General features: G+C 60.5%; 24 protein-coding genes. 16 read left to right on the top strand and 8 right to left on the bottom strand.

All coding sequences use genetic code 11. The features are described from left to right. Positions 1–9 precede the first annotated feature (9 nt). The gene (gene glpK, locus ACWF8S_RS03600) at positions 10–1,515 is read right to left on the bottom strand and encodes a glycerol kinase GlpK (protein ID WP_447555466.1); all 1,506 of its coding nucleotides are present in this window, start codon (positions 1,513–1,515) and stop codon (positions 10–12) included. A gap of 561 nt (positions 1,516–2,076) precedes the next feature. Here glpK and ACWF8S_RS03595 point away from each other — a divergent pair. The 3 genes from ACWF8S_RS03595 to ACWF8S_RS03585 all read left to right on the top strand — a co-directional run bounded on the left by ACWF8S_RS03595 (position 2,077) and on the right by ACWF8S_RS03585 (position 4,718). Continuing rightward, positions 2,077–2,508 (top strand): DUF2231 domain-containing protein, encoded by a 432-nt coding sequence (locus tag ACWF8S_RS03595; protein ID WP_447555465.1) that lies wholly within the window; start codon positions 2,077–2,079, stop codon positions 2,506–2,508. Further along, positions 2,505–3,902, top strand: a complete 1,398-nt coding sequence (locus ACWF8S_RS03590; RefSeq protein WP_447555464.1) for a PQQ-dependent sugar dehydrogenase — start codon at positions 2,505–2,507, stop codon at positions 3,900–3,902. Before ACWF8S_RS03595 ends, ACWF8S_RS03590 begins: the two co-directional genes overlap by 4 nt. Positions 3,903–4,187: 285 nt before the next feature. Then, positions 4,188–4,718: a hypothetical protein gene (locus ACWF8S_RS03585; RefSeq protein ID WP_447555463.1), complete on the top strand. Its 531-nt coding sequence runs from the start codon at positions 4,188–4,190 to the stop codon at positions 4,716–4,718. Positions 4,719–4,748: 30 nt separating this feature from the next. Here the strand turns inward: ACWF8S_RS03585 and ACWF8S_RS03580 are convergent, their stop codons facing one another. After that, positions 4,749–5,768 carry an SO_0444 family Cu/Zn efflux transporter gene (locus ACWF8S_RS03580; RefSeq protein ID WP_447555462.1) on the bottom strand — a complete coding sequence of 340 codons (1,020 nt, stop codon included), beginning with the start codon at positions 5,766–5,768 and terminating at the stop codon, positions 4,749–4,751. Positions 5,769–5,840: 72 nt separating this feature from the next. On the opposite strand from ACWF8S_RS03580, the gene ACWF8S_RS03575 reads away from it, so the two are divergent. The 6 genes from ACWF8S_RS03575 (at position 5,841) to ACWF8S_RS03550 (ending at position 12,548) form a co-directional block, all read left to right on the top strand. Continuing rightward, on the top strand, positions 5,841–6,242 hold the full coding sequence (locus tag ACWF8S_RS03575) for a MerR family transcriptional regulator (protein ID WP_447555461.1): 402 nt from the start codon (positions 5,841–5,843) through the stop codon (positions 6,240–6,242). Positions 6,243–6,410: 168 nt separating this feature from the next. After that, positions 6,411–8,555, top strand: coding sequence for a ferric-rhodotorulic acid/ferric-coprogen receptor FhuE (fhuE, locus tag ACWF8S_RS03570; protein WP_447555460.1), 2,145 nt, complete (start codon positions 6,411–6,413; stop codon positions 8,553–8,555). Positions 8,556–8,664: 109 nt separating this feature from the next. Next, the gene (locus ACWF8S_RS03565; protein ID WP_447555459.1) at positions 8,665–9,666 is read left to right on the top strand and encodes an iron-siderophore ABC transporter substrate-binding protein; all 1,002 of its coding nucleotides are present in this window, start codon (positions 8,665–8,667) and stop codon (positions 9,664–9,666) included. Then, complete coding sequence (locus ACWF8S_RS03560; RefSeq protein ID WP_447555458.1) at positions 9,626–10,696, top strand: FecCD family ABC transporter permease; 1,071 nt, start codon at positions 9,626–9,628, stop codon at positions 10,694–10,696. Before ACWF8S_RS03565 ends, ACWF8S_RS03560 begins: the two co-directional genes overlap by 41 nt. Beyond that, positions 10,693–11,736, top strand: a complete 1,044-nt coding sequence (locus tag ACWF8S_RS03555; RefSeq protein WP_447555457.1) for a FecCD family ABC transporter permease — start codon at positions 10,693–10,695, stop codon at positions 11,734–11,736. Before ACWF8S_RS03560 ends, ACWF8S_RS03555 begins: the two co-directional genes overlap by 4 nt. Beyond that, positions 11,733–12,548, top strand: a complete 816-nt coding sequence (locus ACWF8S_RS03550; RefSeq protein WP_447555456.1) for an ABC transporter ATP-binding protein — start codon at positions 11,733–11,735, stop codon at positions 12,546–12,548. Before ACWF8S_RS03555 ends, ACWF8S_RS03550 begins: the two co-directional genes overlap by 4 nt. A gap of 60 nt (positions 12,549–12,608) precedes the next feature. On the opposite strand, the gene lldD is transcribed toward ACWF8S_RS03550, so the two are convergent. Both lldD and ACWF8S_RS03540 read right to left on the bottom strand, forming a co-directional pair. After that, positions 12,609–13,769 carry an FMN-dependent L-lactate dehydrogenase LldD gene (gene lldD, locus ACWF8S_RS03545; protein ID WP_447555455.1) on the bottom strand — a complete coding sequence of 387 codons (1,161 nt, stop codon included), beginning with the start codon at positions 13,767–13,769 and terminating at the stop codon, positions 12,609–12,611. A 138-nt stretch (positions 13,770–13,907) separates the two neighbouring features. Further along, entirely contained in the window at positions 13,908–14,828 is a 921-nt protein-coding gene (locus tag ACWF8S_RS03540; RefSeq protein WP_447555454.1) for a LysR substrate-binding domain-containing protein, read from the bottom strand. 139 nt (positions 14,829–14,967) lie between these two features. Between ACWF8S_RS03540 and ACWF8S_RS03535 the strand changes: the two genes are divergently transcribed. Next, positions 14,968–15,360, top strand: a complete 393-nt coding sequence (locus ACWF8S_RS03535) for a RidA family protein (RefSeq protein ID WP_447555453.1) — start codon at positions 14,968–14,970, stop codon at positions 15,358–15,360. A 5-nt stretch (positions 15,361–15,365) separates the two neighbouring features. Here the strand turns inward: ACWF8S_RS03535 and ACWF8S_RS03530 are convergent, their stop codons facing one another. Beyond that, positions 15,366–16,160, bottom strand: a complete 795-nt coding sequence (locus ACWF8S_RS03530) for a PhzF family phenazine biosynthesis protein (protein WP_447555452.1) — start codon at positions 16,158–16,160, stop codon at positions 15,366–15,368. Positions 16,161–16,260: 100 nt separating this feature from the next. Here ACWF8S_RS03530 and ACWF8S_RS03525 point away from each other — a divergent pair, with 100 nt between their 5' ends. From ACWF8S_RS03525 to ACWF8S_RS03510, 4 genes are read left to right on the top strand one after another with little or no spacing between them, the layout of a single operon-like run. Continuing rightward, entirely contained in the window at positions 16,261–16,773 is a 513-nt protein-coding gene (locus ACWF8S_RS03525) for a cupin (RefSeq protein WP_447555451.1), read from the top strand. Positions 16,774–16,823: 50 nt separating this feature from the next. Next, a complete protein-coding gene (locus ACWF8S_RS03520) occupies positions 16,824–17,504 on the top strand; it encodes a TetR/AcrR family transcriptional regulator (protein ID WP_447555450.1) in 681 nt (226 codons plus the stop codon). Continuing rightward, a complete protein-coding gene (locus ACWF8S_RS03515) occupies positions 17,501–18,178 on the top strand; it encodes a type 1 glutamine amidotransferase domain-containing protein (RefSeq protein ID WP_447555449.1) in 678 nt (225 codons plus the stop codon). Before ACWF8S_RS03520 ends, ACWF8S_RS03515 begins: the two co-directional genes overlap by 4 nt. A gap of 10 nt (positions 18,179–18,188) precedes the next feature. After that, positions 18,189–18,485: a DUF1330 domain-containing protein gene (locus ACWF8S_RS03510; protein ID WP_447555448.1), complete on the top strand. Its 297-nt coding sequence runs from the start codon at positions 18,189–18,191 to the stop codon at positions 18,483–18,485. A 147-nt stretch (positions 18,486–18,632) separates the two neighbouring features. Here the strand turns inward: ACWF8S_RS03510 and ACWF8S_RS03505 are convergent, their stop codons facing one another. Next, positions 18,633–19,775 (bottom strand): GGDEF domain-containing protein, encoded by a 1,143-nt coding sequence (locus tag ACWF8S_RS03505; RefSeq protein WP_447555447.1) that lies wholly within the window; start codon positions 19,773–19,775, stop codon positions 18,633–18,635. Positions 19,776–19,874: 99 nt separating this feature from the next. Further along, entirely contained in the window at positions 19,875–20,810 is a 936-nt protein-coding gene (locus ACWF8S_RS03500; protein ID WP_447555446.1) for a LysR family transcriptional regulator, read from the bottom strand. Between the two features lie 94 nt (positions 20,811–20,904). Between ACWF8S_RS03500 and ACWF8S_RS03495 the strand changes: the two genes are divergently transcribed. Next, positions 20,905–21,738 (top strand): EamA family transporter, encoded by an 834-nt coding sequence (locus ACWF8S_RS03495; protein WP_447555445.1) that lies wholly within the window; start codon positions 20,905–20,907, stop codon positions 21,736–21,738. Between the two features lie 130 nt (positions 21,739–21,868). Here the strand turns inward: ACWF8S_RS03495 and ACWF8S_RS03490 are convergent, their stop codons facing one another. Then, positions 21,869–22,888: a LacI family DNA-binding transcriptional regulator gene (locus ACWF8S_RS03490; RefSeq protein WP_447555444.1), complete on the bottom strand. Its 1,020-nt coding sequence runs from the start codon at positions 22,886–22,888 to the stop codon at positions 21,869–21,871. 394 nt (positions 22,889–23,282) lie between these two features. On the opposite strand from ACWF8S_RS03490, the gene ACWF8S_RS03485 reads away from it, so the two are divergent. Further along, positions 23,283–24,209, top strand: a complete 927-nt coding sequence (locus ACWF8S_RS03485) for a Bug family tripartite tricarboxylate transporter substrate binding protein (protein ID WP_447555443.1) — start codon at positions 23,283–23,285, stop codon at positions 24,207–24,209. Position 24,210 lies beyond the last annotated feature (1 nt).

The raw sequence follows: 24,210 nt of genomic DNA, 5'->3' as shown, positions 1-24,210 counted from the left end.
CGCTTGCGCTTACGACTCCACCTGAAACGCCATGGTAGCGTTTACCGCCTGTTTCCAGCCGGCGTAGAGCTCGTCGCGCTTTTGCTCCTTCATTTGCGGGGTGAAACGACGCTCGATCGCCCACTGCCGGGCAATTTCCTCGCGAGACTCCCAGAACCCGACCGCCAGGCCCGCCAGGTAGGCCGCCCCCAGCGCGGTGGTTTCGTTCACCTCGCAGCGCAGCACGTCGACGCCGAGAATATCCGCCTGGAACTGGGCGAGAAAGTCGTTGGCAATCGCCCCGCCATCGGCACGCAGTTCTGTCAGCGCGATATTGGCGTCGGCCTGCATGGCCTTGAGCACGTCGGTGCTCTGATAGGCCAGCGACTCCACCGCAGCCCGTATGAAATGCTCCTTTTGCGTACCACGGGAGAGCCCGAACATGGCACCGCGCACGTTGGAGTTCCAGTACGGCGCGCCCAGGCCGGTAAAGGCAGGCACCATATACACGCCGTCGTTATCCTTGGCGCGGGTGGCGTAGGCTTCGGAGTCGGACGCCTTGCCAAGCATCCGCATCCCATCGCGCAGCCACTGGATGACCGAGCCCGCCACGAACACGCTGCCTTCCAGGGCGTACTCCAGCGTGCCATCCACTTCCCAGGCCACGGTGGTCAACAGACCGTTTTTCGAGGGGGTGGCGGTGGTGCCGGTATTCATCAGGGTAAAACAGCCGGTGCCGTAGGTGTTTTTCGCCATGCCCGGCGTAAAGCAGGCCTGGCCGAACAGCGCGGCGTTCTGGTCGCCGGCGATCCCCGCAATCGATACTTCCTGGCCCATGAGGTATTTCGGCAGAATCTGCCCGTACACTTCGCTGGAGGATTTCACCTCGGGCAGCATCGTTTCGGGCACGCCGAAAAGCTCGAGAAGCTCCGGGTCCCACTTTCGGTCGCGAATATTGAAGAGCATGGTACGCGAGGCGTTGCTGACGTCGGTGGCGTGCACCGCGCCGCCGGTCAGATTCCAGACGAGCCAGGAGTCGATGGTGCCAAAGAGCAGATCGCCCTTTTCCGCCTTCTCCTTGACCCCGGAAACGTTTTCGAAGATCCACTTGAGCTTGGTGGCGGAGAAGTAGGCGTCGATCACCAGGCCGGTCTTATCGCGAATCATGTCGGCGTGACCGGCCTCGCGCAGCTCGTCGCAGATCTCGGCGGAATGGCGCGACTGCCAGACGATGGCGTTATGCACGGGCTGGCCGGTGTTCTTGTCCCAGACCACGGTGGTTTCACGCTGGTTGGTGATGCCGATGGAAGCGATCTGGGCCACATCGACGCCGCTTTGATTGATCACCTCGGTCAGCGTGGTCAACACACTGGTCATGATCTCGCGCGGGCAGTGCTCGACCCAGCCTGGACGGGTAAAGATCTGCTCGAATTCATGCTGCGCCATGCTGACAACCCGGCCTTCATGATCAAAAAGCATTGCCCGCGAGCTGGTGGTCCCTTGATCGATAGCGAGAACGTATTTTTTTTGACTCATGAATGGTCTCTCAAGCGTGGGCGTTAAATAGCAAAAATTAAACAAGCAGGTCGCCAGCAAGTAAACAGTAAACGAGCAGACAGTAAACGAGCGTCATGGATTCACGCGCCCCACGATCCGGCACGTTGCTCTAGTGTCGCTGTATTTTCCTTTTCGAAAATAGCGATTTCATTCTGGGCATCCTATCGTCGGTATCGAAAAAAACAATACAAAAAACCCCACATCCGCCGATCGAGCGCTTACCCGATTGATTTCAAGGAGATCTTCACGATTATAGACATTAGTTTAAGCGCTCTTGCATGCAGGATAAATCGTCAATTACGGGCCTGAATCCCCTATCGAGACTGTCAAGTAACGAAAACGCCTCACAGGATGTCTGGCCATGGCCATGATGAGCCGCCGCCGACAGGAACGTTCAAGAATGAAGGGTTCATGATCTGGCCCAACGTGACCTATACTGCCTTTGGCAACTAATCAACGCGCCACCGTACTAACCCGCATAGAGCGCGGGTTTGCCCAAACTATGAATTCATTGGGTCACTCATCAAGGAGGAACGCATCATGCTGGCGTCTGCACCCCCGACGTATCGAAGCGGAATTCATCCGCTTCACGCTGTACTGCTGGCAGGTATGCTGCCGCTTTTTCTAGGCGCGACACTGAGCGATTACGCCTACTCGACAAGCTACCATATTCAATGGAGTACCTTTGCTTCCTGGCTGATCGCCGGCGCCTTGATCTTCAACGGCTTCGCGATTCTGGCGGCGGTCATCGGCCTTGTTCGCGCCGACCACCGCCCGGCACTGTCGTTTGTCTATCTGGTCCTGCTGGTAGTGATCTGGGCGCTTGGGTTCATCAACGCCCTGGTACACGCCCGCGATGCCTGGGCGATGATGCCGACCGGCCTGATTTTATCGATTGTTGTAACCGTGCTCACCCTGGCAGCGATCTTTCTAGGGTTTGCCCGCGTGCGCGCTGCAGGAGCTTCACAATGAACGGCTTTCGTCTCAAGTATTTAACCCCCCTCTCCGCGCTTCTGGTGGCCACCGGCGTCAATGCCGCCGGGGTCGAACAGCCCTATGGGCCTAACCCGACGCTGCCCGAACCCCAGCGCGGTCTGCTGCCGGACATGACCGTGCCCGAGCCCGCCGAATGGGGTGACAAGCTGCCTACCGTGCCCGAGGGCTATACCATCTCCGCCATCGGCACCGACCTGATGGTACCGCGCCAGACCATCGTGCTGCCGGGCGGCGATATCCTGGTAGCCGAAGGCAGCGGCGGTAACGCGCCAGCGTTGAAACCCAAGGACGTGATTGCCGGCTACATCAAGGATCAGGGCAATACCTCGGTGGAAAGTGGCGACAGGCTTACGCTGTTGCGCCCCAACGGCGACGGCACTTACGAGCAGTCCATCTTTGCCGAGAATCTCAACGCCCCCTACGGGCTTGCCCTGGTTGATAACAACCTGTTCGTGGCCAACCAGGACGCGCTGGTGCGCTTTGACTACGAAGAAGGCCAGACGCAGGCCAACGGCGCTCCCGAGGTGATTACCGAACTACCCTCGGAGATCAATCACCACTGGACCAAGGCAATGACCGCCAGCGCCGATGGCGAGTATCTCTACGTGGGCATTGGCTCGAACAGCAACATCACCGAACGCGGCATGGACGCCGAGGTGAACCGTGCCGAGGTGTGGGAAATCAACGCGGAAACCGGCGCGCACCGCCCATACGCCACCGGGCTTCGTAACCCCACCGCCCTCACCATCCATCCGGATACCGAGCAGCTTTGGGCGGTCGTCAACGAACGCGACGAGCTGGGCCCGGACCTTGTGCCGGATTATCTTACCTCGGTACAGGAAGGCGGCTTTTACGGCTGGCCCTATAGCTATTGGGGCCAGCACGTGGACCCGCGCGTACAGCCGCGAAACCCTGAAAAGGTGGAAGCCGCTCTTGCGCCGGACTACAGCCTGAGTTCTCACGTCGCCCCGCTAGGAATTGCCTTTTCCATTCCCGAGGTGGGCGAGGAGTATGCGGACGGCGTCTTTGTGGGCGAGCACGGCAGCTGGAATCGAGCCGATCCGGTGGGCTATAAAGTAGCGTTTATCCGGTTTGAAGATGGCAGCCCCGTGGGTGACCCCATCGACTTTGTCAGCGGTTTTCTCACCGAAGAGGGTAATGCCCTTGGCCGCCCGGTCGGTGTCACCGTTGCCCCGGACGGCGCCGTTATCGTGGCCGATGACCTGACCAATGTGGTGTGGCGGGTGGCGCTGGAGAATCCGCCTGAAGCTGCTTCACCAGAGCAGGATCTACAAGAGCAGGATTCATCAGAGCAAGATTCATCAGAAACGCTTCCCCAGGAAGACGCCTCAGAAGAGCTGGATTCGTAAAATCCAAAGGTAGCGCTTCAGCGGGCAGGTTTTCCTGCCCGCTGAAGGCTTGCGCCTTTTCGGTGTCCACATCTACCAACCCGGCCTTTGCGTGCCACACTCCTCTTCCTTCAGGGCACACCGCTAGTTCTGGTGTTTCCCTGTCTAGCGCACTCCTGCCTCAAGCTTTTTGGCCCAGCCGAAGGACTTGCGGGTCAGAAACGGTTTGGACGTACGCCAACCTCCATTCAGTGCTAGGCTTTTGATAGCGCACGCGCCCATTTACTGATCGACAAGGAACGTACCATGATCGAATCCATCGAAGAGCTTGAAGCGATCAAGAGAACCTGTCAGAAGAAAGTGAACCGCAGCTCGAGCCTTTCCGCTGGAGCGGCCATCATTCCTGTTCCGGGGCTGGATATCGGCTCTGACGTGGCCATTCTGCTGCGCCTGATTCCGCAGATCAACGAGCAGTTCGGGCTGACCCCGGAGCAGATCGACGAGCTCGATACCGAGTCCAAGGTCATGGTGATGACCGCGATCTCCAACGTGGGCAGCAAGATGGCGGGCAAGTACATTACCCGCAAGCTGATCATCAACTTGCTGCAGAAGATGGGCTTCAAGGTGGCCACCAAGGGCGTGTCGAAGTTCGTGCCGCTTATCGGCAGCGCCGTGGCGGGCAGCATCAGCTACACCGCCATGAAGTACATGGGCAACCAGCATATCGAGGACTGCTACCGCATCGCTCAGAACACACTGGAACAGCGCAAGAGCCTTGACCGTGAGCCTATCGACGTGACGCCGGTAGCCGTCGACAACCCCACGAACAACCGCTAAGCCGCCAGTGCTGAGGGTCAAGGCAAAAACTCAAAACCCCAGCACGCGCCGGCGCAGCGGGCGCAGCGCAAAAAACGCCAGCACCGCAAGGGCTCCCCACTCCACGGCCGGGGGCAGCAGCTCTTGTACCTGTCCCGCCTGGGTGACCGGGTCAAACGCCACCCATGTCAGTGCGGTATCCACCGCCCAGCCCAAAAGCACCGTGACCGTTAAAATGGCCGCAACATAGACGGCCAGCGCCCGGGTGCCCAACTCGCGGCGAAAAACGCCCAGGGTGGCAAGGCTTGTAATGGGGCCGGCCAGCAGAAACACCAGCGCCATGCCCGGGGTGATCCCCGCCATCAGAAGCCCGGCCGCGATAGGCGTGGCCGCCGCCGCGCACACGTAAAGTGGAATGCCGATAATCGCCATCAAGCCAAGAGCCCAAGGCCCGCCGGAAAACTGCGCCAGTGTCTGGGGCGACGCCCAGGTCATCAAGACACCGGCCAGCAACAGCCCGATAAAGATCCAGACGCTGAAGTCATCCAGCAAATCGCTGAACGCATAGCGTAGCCCGGCCCGTAAGCCACCGGGTGCGTTGGCTGCTTCAGGCGCCGAACCACAACTACTTGAAGCGCAGCAGCTGGAGACAGGCGCGGCGGGTACGGCACGCCCACCGGTAAGGCCCACCAGAATGCCCGTGACTATCGCGGTGATCAGCGCCCCCATCACGCGCATGAGCGCCATCAACGGCCCCAGCAGCGCGCTGGTGAGAAAGATGGAATCCACCCCGACGCCCGGGGTACTGATCAAAAACGAGGTGGTAGGCCCGCGCCCGGCCCCACCCCGGTGCAGCGCCATGGCCGTGGGGATGGCCCCACAGGAGCAAAGCGGCAGCGGCATGCCGATTATCGAGGCGCGTAGAATGCTGCCCAGGCCAGAGCCGCCCAACCAACGCATCAGCACGCGCTCGGAAAGCCAGGCCTTGACCAGCCCCGCCGCGAACAACCCCAGTAAAAGCCAGGGTGCCGCGCTTAACGCAACGCTCAATAACGTCGGGATCATGTCCATCGTCATCACCTGCTTGTGGCTAGAATACACAGGGGCTAGGCTAAACCCTGTAACCATTACAGAGTCAAGCGTATGAAAAGCCTTTATCGCATTGGGGAAGTGGCAAAGCGCACGGGATGCTCGCCGGAAAGTATTCGTCACTATGAAAAGCTGGGGCTGCTCACACCGCCCTCCCGGGGGGAGCAGGGGTATCGGCTCTACAGCGACGCCGCGCTTTCACGTGTCGGCTTTATCCGCCACGGCCGGGAACTGGGCCTGGACCTGCACACCATTCAGGAGCTTCTAGCACTTTCCGATCAGCCCGAAAGAAGCTGCGCCACGGTGGATGATATCGCCAGCCGCCATCTAAACCATCTGGAAGAGCGAATCCGCGCGCTTCAGGCGCTGGCAGGCGAGCTCCGGCATGTGATCGATCAGTGCCGGGGCGGCAAGACCGCCAATTGCCGTATCATTCAAACGCTTTATGAGCACTGATGCTTACCCAGGTGGCTGCAGGTGGCAAGCGTTTCATGAGAACAATTATAAAGACAATAATAATTCTCATAATTATTTACACCCGACAACCGTTTTTATATGATCAGTGAAAATCAACGATATAACGCCTGCTCGTAAAGGCACGTAACGTCTTTTCCAAGGGATCCTATGAAAACCGCACCTCTGGTCTTTAACGCGACACTCCCGACGCTCGCCTCCGTTCTCGTTTTTGCCGCCCCCGCCGCCTTTGCACAAACCGAAAACGACATTCAGAGCCTGGAGACCTTGACCGTTACCGGCACCAGCCTTTACGACAACGTCGGTTACACCCGCCGAAGCACCACCGCTGGCACCGGCTTGACGCTGAGTCAAAAAGAGCTGCCTCAAATGATCAGTATCGTGACCGAGCAGCGTATTCGCGATCAAAACCTCGACTCCATCGAAGAGGTACTGACCAATACTACCGGCATCTCGGCGCGTAACCTGGATAGCGACCGTGTCAGTTTCTACTCCCGCGGTTTTCGCATCAACAGCTATCAGTACGATGGCATTCCCACACTCAACCGTGACGGACGCTGGTACTTCGGCGAGGGGCAGCTCAACACGGCGATCTATGATCGCGTGGAAGTCGTTCGCGGTGCCAACGGGCTGGTCACGGGCTCGGGCAACCCCGGCGCCTCGGTCAATTTCGTACGCAAGCGCGCCGATAGCCGTGAATTCACCGGCGCCGTGTCCGGCACCCTGGGAAGCTGGGACCAGCAAGGCGCCACCGTGGATCTGACCACACCGCTTGCGCCCTCGGGCGATGTGCGCGCCCGCTTTATCGGCGGCCACGAAGAAGGCGGCGCGCATCCGGATCGTCAGAACAAGCGCCGCACCTTCGGCTACGGGGTGATCGACGCCGACGTGACCGAGACCACGACGCTCTCGCTGGGCTTTGACTACCAGGATAGCCGCACCTCCTCGCCTACCTGGGGCGGGCTGCCCCTGTGGTTCGATGATGGCACGCCGACGAACTACTCGCGCTCGTTCAGCGTGGCGCCCAACTGGTCCTATTACGATTTCGAGTCCGAAAAGGTCTTCGCCGAGCTCAGCCACCGGTTCGACAACGGCTGGCAGACCCGTGTGGTGGGTACCCATGAGGAGACCGACATGGACGGCAAGCTGGCCTACCCCTACGTGGAAGGCACGCTGCCCGATCGTGCGGATGGCAGCGGTGTGTTCTTCTATACCGGCTGGAACCGCGGACACCGAGAGGTCGACTCCGTCGACGCCCAGGCGAGCGGGCCGTTCGAACTGTTGGGCCGTGAACACGAGCTGGTCGTCGGCGCAAACTACCGCGAACAGACCAACGATTACGAAAACACCTTCATCGATGGCTTCGAGGTCGACAATTTCAACCGCTACAACGGCGGGGGCCCGGACGAAGGCTGGGCACCGTTCGCGCCATCCGAAGCCTCCAGCACGCGGCAAAAGGCGATTTACTCGGCAGCACGCTTCTCGCTTGCCGATCCGCTGACGCTGATTGCCGGTGCCCGCTACACCGAGTGGGACGGCATGACCGAGTTCAGAAGCCTGGATCGCCAGAGCAAGTACGAAGTCACGCCCTACGGCGGGCTGGTGTTTGATTTCAACGACACCTACTCGGCGTTTGCCAGTTATACCGAGATCTTCGAGCCTCAGGACTATCTCGATCCCGGCGGCAGCTACCTGGACCCGGTCGTGGGCAAGAACTATGAGACCGGCCTCAAAGCCGCCTGGCTCGATGGCCGGTTGAACGGCTCCTTCTCGGTCTTTCGTATCGAGCAGGATAACGTCGCCGCAGCGCTACCGGGCGCCCCGGGCCAAACCGAGACATTCTACGAAGGCGTCGAAGGCGTGGTGAGCGAAGGGTTCGAAGTGGAACTCAGCGGTGCGGTGACCGACGATCTGGACATGACCGTGGGCTACTCCCACTTCACCGCCAAGGACGACGAGGATGCACTCAACATCAATCAGCCGCGTTCGCTTTTCAATCTGTTTGCCAGCTACAACGTGCCAAGGCTCCGCGAGCTGACCCTGGGCGGGGGCATCAACTGGCAAAGCAGCCTCGTCGCTGACAACCTGACGACCCCGGCGGGCATTCCTTCACGGTTCGAGGAAGGCAGCTATACGCTGGCCAACCTGTTCGGGCGCTACCAGTTCACGCCGGATTTAAGCCTGCAGGTCAACCTGAAAAACCTGCTCGACGAGAAGTACTACACCAATGTAAGCGGCTACGGCGTGTACGGCGAACCGCGCAGCATTTCGTCCACCCTGCGCTACGCGTTCTGATTGATTTACACCATTCAACGGCCGCCCGGGCACTGTCTCGGGCGGCCCTCTTGTTTCACGATCTTGTATGTTCCGTGCATTCAAGGCGATGGGTACAAGGAAAAGCATGATGAGCAGGCACCCTCACAAGACACTACGATTCAAGATACTTGGCCTGGCCGCGATAGCGGCGGCGTCTTATACAGCCTCCATAAGCGCGAACGGCTACCCGCTACGAATCGAGCACGCGCTGGGAACGACGGTACTCGATACAAAGCCCGAGCGCGTGGCCAGTGTCGCCTGGGCGAATCACGAAGTGCCGCTGGCACTTGGCGTGGTGCCGGTCGGCTTTGCCGCCGCCAACTTTGGCGACCCAAGCGGCAACGGCCTGCTGCCCTGGGTAGAGGCACGCCTTGAAGCGCTCGGTGAGCCCGCCCCGACACTTTATGACGAGGGCGACGGTATCGACTTCGAGGCCGTGGCGGCCAGCCGCCCGGACGTGATTCTGGCTGCCTACTCCGGGCTTAGCCAGAACGACTACGATACGCTCAGCCAGATTGCGCCGGTGGTAGCCTATCCCGAAGGCCCCTGGGCGAGCAGCTGGCGCGATATGATTCGCTTCAATAGCCAAGGAATGGGCATGGCTGATGAGGGCGAAGCGCTGATCGACGAGCTGGAGACGCACATTGCCGATACCGCCGCGGGCCACCCGGAGCTGACGGGCAAAACCGCCATGTTCGTGACCCACCTGGACCCCAACAACCTGGGGCGTATCTCGTTTTATTCCGATAACGACGCCCGAGTGCAGTTCTTCCACGATCTGGGGCTTGCCTCGCCGCAGGTGGTGCGTGAACACTCCAAGGCCGGTCAGTTTTCCGGCTCCATCAGTTCCGAGCTGATCGACGCGCTCGACGACGTGGATATTCTGGTCACCTACGGCGGCCAGGCACTGCTTGACGAGCTGACCGCCCACCCGTTGACCTCGCGGCTGCCGGTGGTAAAAAACGGCGCCATCGTGATGCTGGATAACAGCCCCCTGGGCACTGCCGCCAACCCCACCCCGATGTCGATCGCCTGGGTATTGGAAGATTATGCTGAGCGACTCGCACAAGCCGCCCGCAAGGCTGAGTAACCACGCCGGCACGTGCCTGTGGAGCGAAAGCCGACGCTACGTCGCGCGCAGGCTGATGGCCGGTACGCTGCTGTTGGTGCTGCTGGCACTGGCCACCATGCTTTCGATAGGATTTGGCGCGCGAAGCGTGGGCCTTGCAGAAGTTGGCGCCGCGTTGGGCGGCCGAATTGAAAGCGTGGGTGAGGCCGCCGTGGCCAGCCGTCTGCCCCGTACGCTTCTGGCGCTGCTGGCGGGCGCCGCGTTGGGCGTGGCCGGCGGCGTCATGCAGGGGTTGACGCGCAACCCGCTGGCGGACCCCGGGCTTCTGGGCGTGAACGCCGGCGCCGCGCTTTCGGTGGTCATCGGCATCGCCTGGTTCGATATTCAAACGAGTGTGAGCTTCATTGCAAGTGCCCTGGCGGGGGCAAGCATCGCCGCTGTGGCGGTGTACGCCATTGCAAGCCTGGGCCGGGGCGGCGCCACACCGCTGCGCTTGGCACTGGCCGGGGCGGCCATGACCGCCGCGCTCACATCATTGACCACTGCCGTCATCTTGCCCCGGGGCGATATCGCGGGGCTGGTGCAATCCTGGCTGGTCGGCGGTGTCGGTGGTGCCAGCTACCGTCAGGTACTACCGGTCGTGCCGTTTCTTCTGGGCGGCTTCGCCATTTCGCTGGCCGGGGCGCGCAAGCTCAACCTGCTGGCCCTGGGCGACGAGACCGCCGCGGGGCTGGGTGAAAAGGTAGCAATAGCGCGGCTGATGTCTGCCTTGGGGGCGGTGCTGCTGTGTGGCTCTATCACCGCGGTGTGCGGACCCATCGGTTTCGTGGGCCTGGTGGTGCCGCACGTCTGCCGCCTGCTGGTGGGCGGCGATTACCGCTGGCTTTTACCTTTCTCCGCGCTGGGCGGAGCGATTCTTCTCACCCTCTCGGATGTCGCCGGGCGGCTGATGGCACAGCCGGCGGAGCTCGATGCGGGTATCGTCACTGCCTTTATCGGGGCGCCGGTCTTTATCTGGATCGTGCGCAACCGCAAGGTGAGCGCTTTATGAGCCTGTCACCGCCCGACCGGGTACAAGCATCAAGGCACATACGCCGCGTGGCGGCTAGAAAGCGCACGCGCACTCTTGTACTGCTGGTGGGTTGTCTACTGGGCGGTGCGATGCTCACCCTCATGCTGGGGCAATCCTTCACGCCGCCGGCCACGGTGGCGCGCATTCTGGCGGGCATCGAAGTGCCCGGCGCCAGCTTCACCGTGCGTGAGCTGCGCCTGCCCCGCGCGGTGGCGTGTCTTTTGACCGGTGCCTGCTTCGGCCTTGGCGGTGTAGCCTTTCAGACCTTGTTGCGAAACCCCTTGGCAAGCCCGGATATCATCGGCATCAGTACCGGCGCCAGCACCGGCGCGGTGTTCGCTATCGTCGTGCTCTCGTGGAGTGGCCCGGCGGTGTCGCTGATCGCCATCGCCGCGGGGCTGGGCGTGGCGATCTTGATTTACCTGCTTGCCTGGCGCGACGGGGTGACCGGTGCCCGGCTGATTCTGGTCGGTATTGGCCTTGCCGCCATGCTGCAAAGCGTCACCGCCTACCTGCTGATGCAGGCGCCCAGCTGGTCGCTACAAGAGGCGCTTCGCTGGATCACCGGCAGTGTCAACGGCGTGCGCCTCGACCAGGCGCTGCCGTTATTCATCGCGCTTTTACTGCTGGGCGGGCTGCTGTCGAGCCGCCGGCGCGATCTGGAGAGCCTGCGCCTGGGCGACGAGCTCGCCGCGGGGCTCGGGGTTCATCTTGCCATCACACGCATTATCGTGGTGCTTTCGGCGGTGGGCCTGGTCGCCTTTGCCACGGCGGTATCCGGCCCGATCGCCTTCGTGGCGTTTCTTTCCGGGCCGATCGCCGCTCGCGTGGTGGGACAAGGCGATTCGCTGCTGCTCCCGTCGGCACTGGTGGGCGCGCTGTTGGTGCTTTTCAGCGACTATGCGGGGCAGTTCCTGCTGCCGGCCCGCTACCCGGTGGGCATCGTGACCGGCGTGCTGGGCGCGCCCTACCTCGTTTACCTGATCATTCGCGACAATCAACGCCGAGGCGCTTTATGAATGCATCAACGCTAATGGCCGACGGGCTTTCGGCAGGCTACGGCGAGCGACGCGTGCTCGAAGACGTCAGCGTCGCCGTGCAGGCGGGGCATATCACCGCCATTGTGGGGGCCAACGCTTGTGGTAAATCCACACTTTTACGCGTGCTTTCCCGGCTGATTACCCCGCGAAACGGCCGCGTAATGCTCGATGGCCGCGCCATTCACCAACTACCCAGCCGCCAGTTGGCGTGTGAACTCGGTTTTCTGCCGCAATCACCCATCGCGCCAGAGGGTATCAGCGTGCTGGATCTTGTCAGTCGCGGGCGTCACCCGCACCTGGGGCTTTTCAAACGCTGGAGCGCGGCGGATGAAGCCGCCGTGGTAGAGGCCCTGACCGCGACGCAACTGAGCGAGCTCGCCACTCGCCCAGTCGACGAGCTCTCCGGTGGCCAGCGCCAGCGAGTCTGGATCGCCATGGCGCTCGCCCAGCAAACCCGGGTACTGCTGCTCGATGAGCCCACTACCTTTCTGGACATCAACCACCAGGTCGAGGTGCTGGATCTGCTCACCGATCTGAACCAGACGCATGGTACTACCATCGTGATGGTGCTCCATGAGCTGAACCTGGCCGCCCGCTACGCTGACACGCTGATCGCCATGGCAAATGGCCGGGTATCGGTGGCGGGCCCACCGGAGACGGTGCTGACCGAAACGATGGTGCACGAGGTCTTCGGCCTCGAGAGTCGCGTCATTGATGATCCGGTCACCGGCAAGCCGATGATGATTCCGCTGGGACGCCACGGCGGCGTGAACACCTTCCAACGTGTCTGAGCGAACGTAAAAAGCCCCGCGTTGACCACAGCGCGGGGCTTTTATCGGGAAAACGAGGGGTTATTCGCTCATCTTGAGCTCTTTCACCACCGCATCCAGGTGGCTCTGGTTGATCTCGGCGGGCGAGTTGGCGCCGATCAGCGTCATGGTCACGCGCATGTCCGCGGCGATCAGTTCCAGAAGATGCGACACCCCCGCCTCGCCCCGGGCGGCGAGCGCGTAGGCGTAGGCGCGGCCCAGCAGCACGCCCTTGGCGCCGAGCGCCAGCATGCGCACCACGTCAAGGCCCGAACGCACGCCGGAATCCGCCAGCACGGTCAGTTCGTCGCCGACTTCTTCCACGATATGGGGCAGCGCTTGCGCCGTGGAAATCGCGCCATCGAGCTGGCGGCCGCCGTGGTTGGAGACCACGATCCCATCGGCCCCCATGCGCTGCGCCTCCCGGGCATCATCCTTGTCCAGAAGCCCCTTGATGATCAGCTTGCCTTTCCAGCTTTCGCGAATCCAGGCAAGCTCTTCCCAACTGATCGACGGGTCGAAATTCTTGGCCAGAAAGCCCATGTAATCGTCCATGCCCATCTTGCGCCCGGTATAGGCCTCGATGTTGCCAAACGACAGCGGTTTGCCCTTGAGCCCTACATCAAACGCCCACTGAGGATGGGTGAGGGCCTGGGCGTACTGGCGAAGCCTGGCGTTGGGGCCGGACATGCCCGAGCGGCGATCACGGTAGCGTGAACCGGGCAGCGGCATGTCCACGGTGAATACCAAGGTTTTCATGCCCGCTTCCCAGGACCGCTCCAGGGCGTTTTTCATGAAGCCCCGGTCTTTCAATACGTAAAGCTGCGACCAGAGCTCGCCGTGGGCGTTTTGGGCCACCTCTTCGATCGAGCAGACCGACACGGTGGAAAGCGTGTAGGGAATGCCTGCCTTCTCGGCAGCGCGCGCCGCCTGCACTTCACCGCGCCGGGCGTACATGCCGGTCGCGCCCACCGGGGCGAGTGCGACCGGCATCTTCCAAGTGCTTCCCAGAATTTCGGTATCGAGCGTGGGCGTACCGCCGCCTTTCAGCACACGCTGGCGAAGCGGAATCCCCTGCAGCGCTTCCACATTGTCACGCAGCGTACTCTCGGTGACCGAGCCACCGTCGAGGTAGTCGAACAGAAAGCGGGGAATACGCTGCTTGGCGGCTTGCCGGTAATCCGAAGGGCTTGAAATGATCATGAATTCGCCTTAACTCTCGATACGGGAAACAAGGGAGTGACCGCACATCTAACGTCGTACGCTGCTAGGGCTAGCGTACCAAGTAACGCCGTCCGGCGAGCGATCCCGCATCCTCAACTTTAGTCTACAAGTCACTCGCTAAGGGCGCTGATCGACCATAGGCCCCTGCGTTGCCATCAGCTCGACGACCCAGTCGATGAACACGCGCAGCTTCGCGCTGACGTGTCGATTCGGCGGAAAGGCCACGAACATCGGCAAAGGCTCGAGCTGCCAGTCCTCGAACAATCGCACCAGCTCGCCCCGATTGACGTGCTCCCAGGCCATGTAATCGGGCAGCCACACCGCCCCGAGGCCGGCCAAACCCGCCGCCAGCCCCGCACTGCCATCATCGACGGACACCACGTGGCGCCCCTGCACACTGACGCGCTCTGAGTGTCGGTGCAGGGTATACGGAGTCGTCGAGCCGCCCCGCCACCTTAAACCGACGATATGGTGGGGCGGCGCATTCAGCGCCTCCGGGTGTGCGGGCCTTCCGGCCTTTTCCAGATAGCCGGGCGCGGCGTAAATGCCAAGACTCAACTCACCCACGCGGCGCGCCATCAGCGATAGATTAGTCAGTTCTCCGCCGCGAATCACGCAGTCCACGCTTTCATCGATCAAATCCACCCTTCGGTCACTCACGCCCAGGTCGAGCTGAATATCCGGGTATCGAGCGAAGAAGGCCGGCAGCGCAGGAATCAAGATCGTGCGGGCAAAGGGGCTGGGCACATCGACCCTGAGGCGCCCGCTCGGAGCCACCGCCGCGTTGGAAAGGCTGGTTTCGGCATCATCTAGGTCCGCCAGCAGCCTGACGACACGCGCGTAGTAGGCCGCGCCGTCAGCGGTGGCATTCACCTGGCGCGTCGTGCGATTTAATAGCTTGACCCGTAACCGCGCCTCCAGCTGCTGCACCAAGTGGGTCACGCTGGACTTGCTGACCGCCAGCGTTTGCGCCGCCTGAGTGAAGCTGCCGGTCTCGACGACTCGAGCGAACGCCTGCATGGCGGTGAAACGGTCCATGGCGACCATACCCTCGTGATTGTTTGGAAAGAGCAAACAGTGTTGAACAGGATATCGCGTTTATCCAGTACCTGGGCAGGCTTAAAATGGCGCTATCAAGCGCACCGCTTGCCCATGAAGCTTCAATGGAGAGACCGCGATGGCACAACGCGATGTAGTATTCCCCCAAAACCGGCAGGCCCTTTACGAGTTGAACGGCTATAGCGCGGCTGTACGCGCCAATGGCTTTCTGTTTGTATCGGGCCAGGTCGGTAGCCGTGAAGACGGCTCGCCGGAGCCGGATTTCGCCGATCAGGTGCAGCTGGCCTTCGATAACCTGCAAAGCGTGCTGGAAGCCGCCGGCGCAAGCTTTGATGATATCCTCGATGTCACGACATTCCATACCGACCCCGAAACCCAACTTGCTGTCGTGATGGAGGCCAAGCGCCGCGCGTTCCCGGGCAAGCCTTATCCGGCCTGGACGGCGGTCGGGGTAAACTGGCTGGCAGGCTTCGATTTTGAAATCAAGGTGATCGCGAAAGTGCCTGGCTGACGTCATCAATCCTTTTTCGGTAGCGTGATCACGCCTTCCAGAAAAGGCGCTACGCGGCCCTTGATCACGACACGCTCGCCCTCCAGACGGCCGCTCAACTCCCCTTGGCGAGCGCCACCCTGGCGGGCAGTAAGCGAAGTCTTGCCCAGGCGCTTCGCCCAGTAAGGCACCAGCGACGTATGCGCCGAGCCGGTCACGGGGTCCTCCTCCACGCCTACCTTGGGGCCGAACCAGCGCGAGACGATATCGACATCCTCCCCCTGGGCCGTCACCGCGATGCCACGACCGGGCAGCGCTTTCAGCTTCTGCATGTTGGGGGCAAGTGTCGCGATCAGCACCGCGTCCTTCACTACCGCCACGATATCATCGGATATCCAGAGCGCTTCGATCTCGATGCCGCCAAGGGCCTCGCTCACCTCGCTGTATTGATCCAGCGGCGCCAGTGCCTTCGCGGGGAAATCCATGGCAAGCTCATCGCCCTCGCGGCGCACCGTCAGCACGCCGCTGCGCGTCTCGAAATGCAGGGTATCGGCGCTATCGCCAAGCCGGTTGAAGATTACCCAGGCAGCGGCCAGCGTGGCGTGGCCGCACAGGTCCACTTCCACCGAGGGCGTAAACCAGCGCAGATGGTAACCCGCCCCGTTGGGGACGAAGAAGGCCGTTTCCGAGAGATTGTTTTCCGTGGCGATCATTTGCAGCTGGTCGTCGTCCAGCCATGCATCCAGCGGGCACACCGCCGCCGGGTTGCCCTCGAAGGGCCGGGACGCAAACGCATCTACCTGGTAGAGATCGAGTTTCATGGGCCACACTTTAAAAATGAATAAATAACGATAAAAAGCAATCTACTATTAAGGAAGAACCTTAGCGTAATTCAACCACTCAGCCCAGCGTCAGGAAGTAATGGTGAACATCTTGCAGCCCGAGCGACTCCATTTTGACAGCGACGCCACCAACGGTTACCCGAACTCTCCTCTGCCGGTGCTGGTTTACCGTCAGGTGCTCGATACCCCCAGCGCCGAGGAACGAGCCGATGCGTTCGAAGCCCTGTTCAAACGCCATGGCTGGCCACCGGCCTGGCGCTACCATCTGTATGACTTCGATCACTTTCACTCCACCGCTCACGAAGCGCTGGGCATCTTCCGTGGGCAAGCCCGGGCACGGCTGGGCGGCCCTGACGGGCAGGAGGTGATGCTTCACCCAGGCGATGTACTGGTGCTTCCCGCCGGGGTCGGGCATGCAAGTCTGGAGGCGGACGATGACTTCTGCATGGTGGGCGCCTACCCGCCAGGGCAACAGCCCGAGATAGAACGCGGCGACCCGGCGCGACTGGCAGCCGCCCAGGCGCGGGTAGCGTCGGTAGACGTGCCCGACATCGCCCCGGTAGGCGGCCCGCTCGGGCCTCTGTGGGAGTAGACGCCAACGCCTTCCTAGACGACTGGTCTAATCAAGTGTAAGCTGTCGATATGAACACGACACCAGTCACCGGCGATGTCCGGCAGCGCATTATCCACACCGGCCACCTGATTATCGCAGGCCGGGGATTCTCGGCGGTGGGCCTTAACGAGATCCTCAAGGCCGCCGGCGTGCCCAAGGGCTCCTTTTACCACTACTTCGGCTCCAAGGAAGCCTATGGCGAAGCGTTGCTGGAAGACTACTTCACCGGCTACCTCACCCAGCTCGAAGAGCGCCTGAGCCAGCCTGCGCTTTCCAACGCCGAGCGGCTGATGGGCTACTGGGCCAACTGGCGGGACACCCAGCACCACGGCGACCCGCGCAGCAAATGCCTGGCGGTCAAGCTGGCGGCGGAGGTCAGCGACCTTTCCGAGCGTATGCGCCAGGCACTGCAACGCGGCACCGAGCGGGTCATCGCTCGGCTGGGCCTGGCCATCGAGGCTGCGGTGGAAGATGACTCCTTGCCCAGCCTTGCCAGTACCCAGGGCAATGCGAGTGAACTGGCCACCACGCTTTATCAGCTGTGGCTGGGTGCCAGCCTGCGCGCCAAGATTACCCGAGACCAGGCGCCGCTGGATGCCGCCCTGCAAGCCACCTACGCCCTGTTGAACCTCTCACCCACATTTTCTACCAATCTTTCTATCAATCTTTCTATCAATCTCTCTACCACCCAGGAAAGGACTCAATCATGAAAATTCTCGTTGTAGTGACTTCACACGATAAACTCGGCGACACCGGCAACAAGACCGGCTTCTGGCTCGAAGAGCTGGCCGCGCCCTACTACACCTTCATCGATGCGGGTTTTGATCTGACCCTGGCCTCCCCCGAAGGCGGCCAGCCGCCGCTGGACCCCAGCAGCAACGCGCCGGACGCCCAGACCGAGGCCACCAACCGGTTCCAGGCGGATCTCGACGCCCAGGCAGCTCTGGCCGACACCCACAAGCTTGCCGATATCGATATCGCCGAGTTCGATGCGGTCTTCTATCCCGGCGGCCACGGCCCGCTGTGGGATCTGGCCGAAAGCGCCATCTCCGTGCGTTTGATCGAAGCCGCCCTGGCCGCCAACAAGCCGGTTGCCACGGTATGCCACGCCCCCGGCGTGCTGCGCCATGTGAAAGGCAGCGACGGCAAACCCGTGGTGGCCGGGCGCAAGGTAACCGGTTTCAGCAACAGCGAAGAAGAGGCTGTTGGCCTGACCAAGGTGGTACCGTTTCTGGTCGAAGACATGCTCAAGGAGAGCGGCGGTGAGTACAGCAAGGGCGACGACTGGAGCTCCTTTGTGCTCGTTGACGGCCTGCTGATCACCGGCCAGAACCCCGGTTCCTCAGAAGCTACTGCACAAGCCCTGATCAAGAAACTCGCGTAAGGAGACGCTCATGCCCGCTTATGTCGTACTGACCCGCGAACGTACCCACGATTCCGAAGAGCTTGCACGCTACGCCGAAAAAGCCAAGGCCGCTCGCGGCGGCCACGACCCGCAGCCGCTCGCCTTCTACGGCGATTTTGAAGTGCTGGAAGGCAGCGACATGGAAGGTGCGGTGATTCTGCGCTTCCCGGATATGGCCGCAGCCCGCGCCTGGTACCAAAGCGATGCCTACCAGGAAGCCCGCCAGCACCGCTTCCAGGGCGCTGATTACCGCGTATTCATCGTGGACGGGATCGACGAGGCGTAAGCCAACTGCCTTGTGCAGCGCTTGAAGAAATTAGAAAGGAAAGCAAAAAGAAAGTAGAAAACAAAGGGCCGCTCATGGATCGATGAGCGGCCCTTTTGCGTAGCACTTCGCTGACGTTTATAGAAAACCTCACTGCTCAGCGCGGATTCAAGCACGCAAGTACGGCAAGAAAACCATCCGGTTACGGCCGTTCGCCTTCGCCTGGTAGAGCGCCTGATCAGCGCGCTTCACCAAGTGGCCCGCCCCTTGGGTGCGAACGTAGGCGTTGTAGGAATCGATGCTGGAAACACCCACGCTAATGGTTACATGCGCTCCCGAGTCTACCCCTTCGTTGGGAATGTGCAGTCCCTCGATCGCCTCACGCACTCTTTCCCCCAAAAGCCGGGCGCCCTGCTCGTTGGTGCCGGGGAGTACCAGTGCGAACTCTTCTCCACCATAGCGTACCGCCAGATCGGAAGGGCGGGAGAGGATGCTTCTCAACTCCGCGGCAATCTGCTGCAGGCATCGATCCCCCCCGTCGTGGCCGTAACGATCGTTGAAACGCTTGAAATGATCCACATCGCACATGACGATCGCCAAGGCACCCGCGCTGCGTGAAAGCCGTGACCACTCCCGCTCTAGTGCCTTGTCCAGCACACGCCGATTCGCCAACCCGGTCAAGGGGTCGGTGTTGCTCAGCGCCTCCAGATATTGGTTGCTCAACGTCAGTTCATCCTCGGCCTGATCCACCTGTTGACGAAAAAGATAAAGAAAAACTCCCAATAGCGTCAGCACCCCCACCACGCTACCGGCATACATGACGCTCGACCACGGCCAAGGGATCGGCGTGATCACCCTGTCCGCGGTAAACAGGAAATGAACGGTGATATACAGCGCACCGGACGTGGCCATGAGGACGATATAGACGAGCTTGGGGAGGCGCTGATAAAGAAAGATCTGTACGGCCGCCAGCGTAAAATAAAAGAGATGTACCCCGGCCTCGGAGCCGATAAAAAAAGTCACCACAAAGAGCTGACTGCAGACGTTGCCCACCAGCAACTTTTTCGCGGCGGTATACCACTGCCGGTTATTCAGTTGCAGCACTGCTAGATAAGCGACCATGAAAATGAGATTGGAGAAAAACACGCCCCGATAAAGGACAAAGTCGTAGAAGAAATAGAACAGCTGATAAGGAACGGTCGCGATGGCCCCCAACAGCCCGACCTGATTGCAAAGCTCTATCTGTCGGCGCAGCCTGACCGGATTTCCCGCAACGCCGGACGACCAGAGTCTTTTTATCGCATTGAGCATCCGCTTTGCCTTATTGCTGTGTTGGAGAAAGATTAGCCTTCTTTACGCTCACTTCCAGCAGGGTTTCGAGGCCAGGTCGTGTCGCGCCAGCGATTCGGCTTATCGGGACGAAGACCGCGGAGTTGGCGAGGCGGTGATTTCCCCCAGCCAGTGTCGGCCGACCGGGTTCAAGGGCCGCCTCTTGGGCCAGAAGGCGATCAGGTTTCGCTCGCGCGCCGGCGCTAGAGGCAGCGTCGATACCGGCACCGCTGGCGGGTCAGCCAAGGCAAGCCTGGGCACCAGGCTCACGCCGACTCCGCCCGCCACCATCTGCAGCAGCGTTTGTGTGTGTCTCACCCAGAAATCCACCTGAACCGTGTCGACCTCTTCCTGAGAGCCAGTAAACAGGTGCTGAATCAACGCCTCGCAGCCGCCGGACGACATGATCAGCGGGTACTCGGCCAACTGCTCCAACGCGATACTGGCCTGGTCACAAAGCGAATGCTGCCTGGGCACTACCGCCAGGATTTCATCGCTTTTCAACCGTTGCCAGTCAAAATGCTCCTGCCAATAGCTCTGGTTGAGCTGAGTCAAGTCGGTGGTAATACCAATATCGATGACGCCGCTCTCTACCCAGGTCTTGATCTCCTCTTCCATGCCTTCCAGTACCAGGTCGATGGCCTGCGGGTAGCGCTGAGAAAACCGGGCCAGCAGCGGCGCCATCCAGCCGTGCAACGCACTGGGAATAACACCGATCTTCAGCGCAGTGCTTGTCTGGTCATGAAACGTATCGATGTGCTGGCCCAATACCTGAAGCTCGTTCGTGATCTTTCTGGCACTGGGCAATACCTGCTCCCCTAACGCCGTCAATCCCAGCCCCTGATGAGTTCTCGTGATCAAGGGGCCGCCCGCCAGCGCTTCCAGCGCCTGCATGGCATGACTCACCCCGGACTGGCTGACGCCCAGGCGCGCCGCCGCCCGCGTATAAGAGCCCTCCTGGGCTACCGCCAAGAGCGCGCGTAACTGCGCAATCGAAATATCGGCGCCTCGTTTCATCAAACCTCCTTATGACGGGTATGAGCCAATCGAATTTCCAGCCACGAATCGCTCCTTTTAAGCTGCCCCCTTCTTATCTTAGCTGGAAGTGTTCATGTCTATTGCCCTTGCGCTCTGCGCCATGCTGCTGCTGGGCAGCACGCACTTTATCAATGGCTTGCTCGCCAGGTTTTATCCGCCGCTCAATATCGGTTTTTATACGCATGTTGGCGGAGCCCTGGCCGGCGTTATCACTGCCCTGCTCTTCGCCACCGGGGAGCCCGCCGCCTGGGGGTGGGGTACCTTGGCGGGTGTCGGCTCCGCCATCGGGGCGCTGCTTCTTTACAAGGGGCTGGCCTGCGCGCCGTTTGCCACGGTCGTGCCGGTCAGCGCGGTTTCCATGGTGGTCATGGCCCTGGCGCTCTCGCTGGTGTTTCTGGGCGAGCGGCCGGGCGGTTGGGTGTGGCTGGGGTTCATCATTGCCCTGCCTGCCATCTGGCTCACGGCCGGCGGCCGGCTGGCCCGGTCCAGCAACCGGCTTTCTCGCCAGGGCCTGCTTTTAGGGTTAGGCGCCGGTGCCGGCTTTGCGCTGCAGCTGCATTTTCTGGGGCTGATTCCCGAACCCGCCGCCCTTTACGGTATTGGGGTATGCATGCTCAGCGGCGCGGCCTGTTTGCTGCCGTTTTACCAGCGTGCCCATCCGGCCCCGACGCGCCTTCCCCTCCTGGCCACGCTGGCCGGAGTTATCAGCGCGCTGGGACTTACGCTCTATACGTTCTCCCGCGAAGGGCAACTGGCGGTGATCAGCATCGTGGTGGTGTCGATGTACCCCCTGATTCCTGTAGTGCTGGGATCGATGGTGCGTCGGGAGGCAGTGAGCGGCGCAGTGGTGGTGGGGATCGGGTTGTCTGTGTTGGCGACGGTATTGGTGATGGCGGGGGCCGGGTAGTCGGTAACAAACGCCATCATTATTTTAATCCCTGAGCACCTCACTTCGACATGGAAAGACTGGCTATTCCCGGTTGCAGCAACTTATCACTGAGCATACGCTTCACCGACGAGATTGGAACAAGCATTCTCTAGGCACTCTGCCGGGCCACTAGCTTGACCCCGAGATCGAGCCGCCTCTCATCCTCACCAATTCCACGAGTCAGGCGCTCCAGAAGCAGGTGAGCCGTACGCCGCCCAATCTCGTAACGTGGCGGTTCGATCGTGGTAAGCGGGGGTACTGTGCTGGTGGTGAAATCGAGATTACCAAAGCCTGCGACCGCAACGCGCTCGGGAACCTCTAATCCTTGGCGTTGGCATTCAAACAGTACTCCAAGGGCGACCATGTCGTTGGAGCAAGCGATTGCTTCGATTTCCGGGTGCGTTTTGAACAACTCTTGGGTAAGCCGGCCAGTCTCCTCAGCATGGCTACGCCCGCTCAGTTCGCGAAGTGTCACCGCCCCACCGGCGGCCTCGAGAGTTTCTCGAAAGCCCTGGTAGCGGCTGCGAGCGCGTACATCGCGTTGAAAGTTGGTGCTAATGAAGGCGGTTTTAAGCCGCCCCTGGGCCAGCAAATGTTCGGCGATCAGCTTGCCGCAGGCGTAGTGTGAAAACCCCACGACCATATCAAGCCCTGGCCGACCGTAATCCCATATTTCGACCACGGGCGTATCATTTCGTGAGAGCAGCGCGAGTGTTCCGCGGGTATGACCGAATCCCGTCAAGATCAACCCGGCCGGGTTCCAGCTCAAAATCGAGCGAACCAGCTCTTCCTCCCGTGCATCGTCGAATTCAGAATTACCGATCAGCAGCTGATAGCCAGCATCGCGCAGGTGGCGCTCTAGTGTCTCCAGAGTTTCGGAGAAAAAAGAATTCGTCACGGTAGGTACGATCACGCCAATAACACGTGATCGCGACGAAGCAAGACCACCCGCCATGACGTTAGGCAAATAGCCTAGCCGGTCAATCGCCGATTGAATCGTCTTTGCCCTGTGCAAGGAAACCTCCTCGGGCCGACGCAGATAGAGCGACACCGTACTGGGCGAGACCTCGGCCAGGCGAGCAACCTCGCCCATGGTAATCCGCTGTGACCCACGGCGTTGTCTCTTCACGTTACTCTCCTTCTATTCGCGTATTAGCCATCCAGCGAGAAATCCATTTGGCGCGCCTTGTGAGCTCATAATTTTCGTAGCAATAAGCACATGAAACTTTCGTCGTTTCGTTTCGAGCAGGCTTACTAGTTTAACGATTTGAAGGCTGAACGTGGCGGCGTTGATTGGTGCAAGCGACCAGGACTTTAGTCGGAACTTACGACGAAAGAACAATAATAATCTATTGATGGATTAAAATCGTAGCGCTACGATTTTATCTACTGTTGCTCAGGACCATCCAAAAACATCAAAAATATAGAAATCGAGACAATTAGTATGAATTAGAACGGTTTCTTACGAATAGACGACGTACCGTCGCCACCCTGATCACAGCGCTACGATACTGGAGTTCACGATGAAGCCACTACGTTACTCACTTGCCGTTACCGCCATGCTCGGCGTTACTCAGACGGCATTCGCCGATAATCTTGATATCGTCGTACCTTTTGCCGCTGGCGGCGCCACTGATATTGTCGCGCGCAGTTTCGAGCCTATTTTTTCCAGACACTTAGGCGTTACATCGATCATTCGCAACGTGGCCGGAGCGAGCGCCACGGTAGGTACTGCGGAGGTAGCAGGCAGCGAAGGTAATCCCAATATCCTCGGTTATGAACCGGCCGGCGCCCTTTCTATTCAGCCGTCACTCAAGAGCTTGCCCTACGATCTCGAGAGCTTCACTTATATCTGCCGCACAGTCTCGAATCCGATGTTCTTGATGGTATCCAAGGATTCCGGCATCGACTCCTTCGAGCAGTTAGTCGAAGACTCCCAGGAATATCCGTTCCTCTACGGCTCTTCGGGCCCGGGGACCCTACCGCACCTGGCGATGGCGGCGCTGACCGTGAAAAGCGATCTCGCCGCGGAACACGTGCCTTATAGCGGCTCGGGCCCGGCCATGAACGCACTGGCGGGTAACGAAATCCAGATCATGGCGGATACCGAAACCATTCTCGAGAACTACGATTTGAAACCGCTGGCGGTTTTCGCCAATGAGCCCCTCGAAGGCTTTGAAGACGTACCGACCTTTGCTGATCTTGGCATAGAGGAGCTCGATTTCGCTGTCTGGCAGGGCATCGTCGCGCCCAGAGGTATTTCTGATGAGCGCAAACAGCAGTTTGCCGAAGCCTGCCAAGCGACAGTCGAGTCTGAGGAGTTCTCGGCCTTTGCCGATCGGGCCGGTGCGAACATCGCCTATCTAGGTTCGGACGAATTCAAAGATTTCGTCGCTCAGCGTTTCGAAATCAACAAGCAAGTCTTGCAGGATGCAGGCCTAACTGACTGAT

The organism is Vreelandella xerophytica (assembly GCF_968048975.1).
The sequence above is the reverse complement of the archived record's forward strand: the minus strand, read 5'-3'. Positions and strand labels throughout refer to the sequence as shown.

What these genes read in the sequence shown, in the direction of transcription:
- ACWF8S_RS03595 (WP_447555465.1), top strand. Translation starts at nt 2,077, where the DNA reads ATGCTGGCGTCTGCACCCCCGACGTATCGAAGCGGAATTCATCCGCTT.
- ACWF8S_RS03565 (WP_447555459.1), top strand. Translation starts at nt 8,665, where the DNA reads ATGAGCAGGCACCCTCACAAGACACTACGATTCAAGATACTTGGCCTG.
- fhuE (WP_447555460.1), top strand. Translation starts at nt 6,411, where the DNA reads ATGAAAACCGCACCTCTGGTCTTTAACGCGACACTCCCGACGCTCGCC.
- ACWF8S_RS03505 (WP_447555447.1), bottom strand. Translation starts at nt 19,775, where the DNA reads ATGCTCAATGCGATAAAAAGACTCTGGTCGTCCGGCGTTGCGGGAAAT.
- ACWF8S_RS03495 (WP_447555445.1), top strand. Translation starts at nt 20,905, where the DNA reads ATGTCTATTGCCCTTGCGCTCTGCGCCATGCTGCTGCTGGGCAGCACG.
- ACWF8S_RS03500 (WP_447555446.1), bottom strand. Translation starts at nt 20,810, where the DNA reads ATGAAACGAGGCGCCGATATTTCGATTGCGCAGTTACGCGCGCTCTTG.
- ACWF8S_RS03520 (WP_447555450.1), top strand. Translation starts at nt 16,824, where the DNA reads ATGAACACGACACCAGTCACCGGCGATGTCCGGCAGCGCATTATCCAC.
- ACWF8S_RS03525 (WP_447555451.1), top strand. Translation starts at nt 16,261, where the DNA reads ATGGTGAACATCTTGCAGCCCGAGCGACTCCATTTTGACAGCGACGCC.
- ACWF8S_RS03530 (WP_447555452.1), bottom strand. Translation starts at nt 16,160, where the DNA reads ATGAAACTCGATCTCTACCAGGTAGATGCGTTTGCGTCCCGGCCCTTC.
- lldD (WP_447555455.1), bottom strand. Translation starts at nt 13,769, where the DNA reads ATGATCATTTCAAGCCCTTCGGATTACCGGCAAGCCGCCAAGCAGCGT.
- ACWF8S_RS03575 (WP_447555461.1), top strand. Translation starts at nt 5,841, where the DNA reads ATGAAAAGCCTTTATCGCATTGGGGAAGTGGCAAAGCGCACGGGATGC.
- ACWF8S_RS03580 (WP_447555462.1), bottom strand. Translation starts at nt 5,768, where the DNA reads ATGGACATGATCCCGACGTTATTGAGCGTTGCGTTAAGCGCGGCACCC.
- ACWF8S_RS03510 (WP_447555448.1), top strand. Translation starts at nt 18,189, where the DNA reads ATGCCCGCTTATGTCGTACTGACCCGCGAACGTACCCACGATTCCGAA.
- ACWF8S_RS03560 (WP_447555458.1), top strand. Translation starts at nt 9,626, where the DNA reads ATGCTGAGCGACTCGCACAAGCCGCCCGCAAGGCTGAGTAACCACGCC.
- ACWF8S_RS03585 (WP_447555463.1), top strand. Translation starts at nt 4,188, where the DNA reads ATGATCGAATCCATCGAAGAGCTTGAAGCGATCAAGAGAACCTGTCAG.
- ACWF8S_RS03485 (WP_447555443.1), top strand. Translation starts at nt 23,283, where the DNA reads ATGAAGCCACTACGTTACTCACTTGCCGTTACCGCCATGCTCGGCGTT.
- ACWF8S_RS03515 (WP_447555449.1), top strand. Translation starts at nt 17,501, where the DNA reads ATGAAAATTCTCGTTGTAGTGACTTCACACGATAAACTCGGCGACACC.
- ACWF8S_RS03590 (WP_447555464.1), top strand. Translation starts at nt 2,505, where the DNA reads ATGAACGGCTTTCGTCTCAAGTATTTAACCCCCCTCTCCGCGCTTCTG.
- ACWF8S_RS03550 (WP_447555456.1), top strand. Translation starts at nt 11,733, where the DNA reads ATGAATGCATCAACGCTAATGGCCGACGGGCTTTCGGCAGGCTACGGC.
- ACWF8S_RS03540 (WP_447555454.1), bottom strand. Translation starts at nt 14,828, where the DNA reads ATGGACCGTTTCACCGCCATGCAGGCGTTCGCTCGAGTCGTCGAGACC.
- glpK (WP_447555466.1), bottom strand. Translation starts at nt 1,515, where the DNA reads ATGAGTCAAAAAAAATACGTTCTCGCTATCGATCAAGGGACCACCAGC.
- ACWF8S_RS03555 (WP_447555457.1), top strand. Translation starts at nt 10,693, where the DNA reads ATGAGCCTGTCACCGCCCGACCGGGTACAAGCATCAAGGCACATACGC.
- ACWF8S_RS03535 (WP_447555453.1), top strand. Translation starts at nt 14,968, where the DNA reads ATGGCACAACGCGATGTAGTATTCCCCCAAAACCGGCAGGCCCTTTAC.